Below are 2,869 nucleotides of genomic sequence, written 5' to 3'. Positions count from 1 at the left end.
CCTCCGGCGCCGGACACCCAACTCCGCCTAAACCCCACCCACGGAACACACCTACCGCTCAGCACAACTGAGCAACACCAGGCCACAACCAAGATCAATAAGCAAACGCGTCAGCTACGCCACAACTAAGGTTCCCGCCGGTTGAACCGTCCCTGTCCCACGGGGCCTGGCGCGTGCAGCGCCAGGCCCCGTTCGGCGCACGCCCCCCAAGATCGGGGACGACAACAGTCACTTAGGGCTTGTTCGGGCGATCATGTGCGGAGCCAGATGACCAGGGCGGCTATGGTGGCAGTGCCGAGGAAGACGTAGCCGCGTTTGTCGTAGCGAGTGGCCACGGCCCGGGACTGCTTCAACCTGTTGATCGCCCGCTCGACCGTGTTGCGCTTCTTGTACCGCTCCTGGTCGAAGCCGGGCGGCCGACCGCCGTGTGAGCCCTTGCGCAGGCGGGCGGCCTGGCTGTCGGTCTTCTCCGGAATGGTGTGCCGGATGCCCCGTCGTCGCAGGTAATCGCGGCAGGGCCCGTTGCTGTAGGCCTTGTCGGCGGCGAGACTGTCGGGCTTCGTTCGCGGCCTGCCCGGCCGCGGCCGTGGGACGCGGATCTTCTCCAGCACCGGCTGGAACTGAGTGCAGTCCGCGCGCTGTCCACCGGTGACGATCAGAGACAATGGGCGGCAGCGTCCGTCGGCGCTCAGGTGGAGCTTGCTGGTGAGCCCTCCGCGCGAGCGGCCCAGTGCCTCACCTCCTGCACCACCTCCACCAGCCGGGCGAACAGGTTCTGCCACGGCGTCTCCTCCTGGTGTTCTGCTGTCTCGGCCCCCTTTGACGCGGGCGCTGGCGGTGGTTCGGTGCGAGCACCGGCCGCGTGCTGGTGGGCGCGCACGATGGTCGAGTCGACCGCGATGTCCCAGTCGATGTCGCCGGTGGCGTCGGCCGCGGCTTGGACCTGGTGGAGCAGGCGTTCCCAGGTACCGTCGGCCGACCACAGCCGGTGGCGTTCATAGACGGTCTTCCACGGCCCGAACCGTTCGGGCAGATCCCGCCACTGCACCCCGGTCCGCACCCGGTGCAGGATCCCGTCGATCACCTGCCGGTGATCCCGCCACCGGCCACAACGCCCATTGCTGACAGGCAGGAACGGCCGCAGCCGCTCCCACTCCGCATCCGTCAGATCACCCCGCCCCATGCCCACATCAACGACCCAGACACGAGGCAGTCACATGATCGGCCGGACAAACCCTAGGCGGCCAGCGCCTCCAGGTCGGTGATCAGGTAGCGGCCGCCCTTGCCCAGGGTGATGCGCCCCTCCTCGCCCATCCGCACGATGTCCCGCCAGTGCCAGCCGATCCGCGCGGCCGCCGCATCCCTCGGGACGCTCGCCGCCTCCCACGCGATCCGCTCCGCGACCACGCCGCGCACCAGGTCCTCGTCGAGGGCGAGCGCGGCGGCCGTCGCGTACATCGGCCTCCGCTTGAAGTAGCCGACGACCACCAGGTGCTCCTGGACGACGAGCTCGTCGATGTCGGCCATCGTCACCTCGACACCCAGCCGTTCGGACAGCAGGCTCGCGATCCGCCAGCCCCCTATGCGTGGGAGGCATGACTACTCCTGCGGATGTGAACGACGTACGGGACCCCGAGCTGCCCGGGCGGCTGCTGACCGTCGAGCGTGACGCGCTGATCCCGCTGCTGCGGGCCAGGTCCGAGGCCGACTTCGGGATCGCGACCGCCGGGTGTCCGAGTATGGCCAGTCGCCGATGTGTGCGGTAGACACACCTCTTATGGATCAAGGGAGTAGCAGCATTACTCGGGGTAATGGTTGGAGTGGCAGGCACCTTGTCGATCGCGGACTGCGGCAAGCCCAAGAGCAACTGGCTTTGGCGCAGGCCGCTTGGGCCAATCTGGCTGTCGAAGGGGACTCGACGAGGAGGCGGTGGCGGACATGCTGATCGAGACGGTGTTCCGAAGTGAGGACGTGTCTGCGGCGGACCGGTTCGAGTACTGGCGTGAGCTGGTAAATCAGACATCCCGCCCGGTGGACCTCAGCAGCGAGAACGCGGCCGACTTCCGGGCGCACCAGCGGCTGATCGGGCTCGGCGCGGTGTCGGTGTGGCCCGCGGAATTTCAGCCGATGGTCGGCCGGCGGACACCAAAGCTGGTCAGGCAGTCCGATCCAGAGTCCTACCACCTCTCTCTCGTCCTGCAAGGGAGCGGGGGTGCCTCCTGGGGCAAGCACGAAGCGACCTACCGCGCGTACGACTTCCATGCCAACGACTCCTCACGACCGTCCGAGATGTGGACCGGTCAGGGGCTGAGGATCGTGGGCATCGAGGTTCCCAAGGCGCATCTGTCGCTGCCGAGGAGCCGGGTCGACCAGGCGATCGGACCGCGGATGTCGGGGCGGGAAGGGGTCGGTGCCCTCCTGGCGCAGTTCCTCACCCAGATAACCGACAACACCGACCAGTACGCGCCCTCCGACGCGCCCCGTCTCGGGACGGTCCTGGTCGATCTGGTCACCGCGCTGTTCGCCCACGCCCTTGACACCGAGGATTCCCTGCCCCCCGATACCTACCAGCGGAATCTGGTCTTACGCATCCAGGCATTCATCCAACAGAACCTGCACGAGCCGTGCTTGACCCCGCGCGCGATCGCTGCCGCGAACGGCATCTCCCTCAGCTACCTGCACAGGCTCTTCCAAGGCGAAGACGAAACCGTCTCCGCCTACCTGCGCCGCCAACGCCTGGAACGCGCGCGCCAGGATCTGGCCAACCCCGCCATGCGCACCGTCCCCGTCCAGGCCATCGCTGCCCGCTGGGGCTTCACCCACCCCGCCGCCTTCAGCCGCGCCTTCCGCACCGCCCACGGCACCCCAC

The 2,869-nt window shown here is 68.0% G+C and carries 3 protein-coding genes and 1 pseudogene; 2 read left to right on the top strand and 2 right to left on the bottom strand.

The window, feature by feature from the left end; all coding sequences use genetic code 11:
• Positions 1-251 precede the first annotated feature (251 nt).
• A protein-coding gene (locus G5C60_RS50245; RefSeq protein WP_420907493.1) for an IS5 family transposase occupies positions 252-1,183 on the bottom strand; the annotation gives its coding sequence in 2 pieces (ribosomal slippage) (positions 252-850 and positions 850-1,183; 933 coding nt in all).
• Positions 1,184-1,236: 53 nt separating this feature from the next.
• The gene (locus tag G5C60_RS50240; RefSeq protein WP_165270945.1) at positions 1,237-1,527 is read right to left on the bottom strand and encodes a hypothetical protein; all 291 of its coding nucleotides are present in this window, start codon (positions 1,525-1,527) and stop codon (positions 1,237-1,239) included.
• Between the two features lie 68 nt (positions 1,528-1,595).
• Here G5C60_RS50240 and G5C60_RS50235 point away from each other — a divergent pair.
• Positions 1,596-1,751: pseudogene (locus tag G5C60_RS50235) on the top strand (maleylpyruvate isomerase family mycothiol-dependent enzyme); the annotation flags it as partial.
• Positions 1,752-1,938: 187 nt separating this feature from the next.
• Positions 1,939-2,869 (top strand): AraC-like ligand-binding domain-containing protein (locus tag G5C60_RS50230; RefSeq protein ID WP_165270949.1); only part of this gene is annotated, 931 nt, incomplete at its 3' end.

The organism is Streptomyces scabichelini, assembly GCF_011045015.1.
Taxonomy (GTDB): Bacteria; Actinomycetota; Actinomycetes; order Streptomycetales; family Streptomycetaceae; genus Streptomyces; species Streptomyces scabichelini.
This window is presented reverse-complemented; position numbering and strand designations above follow the sequence as displayed.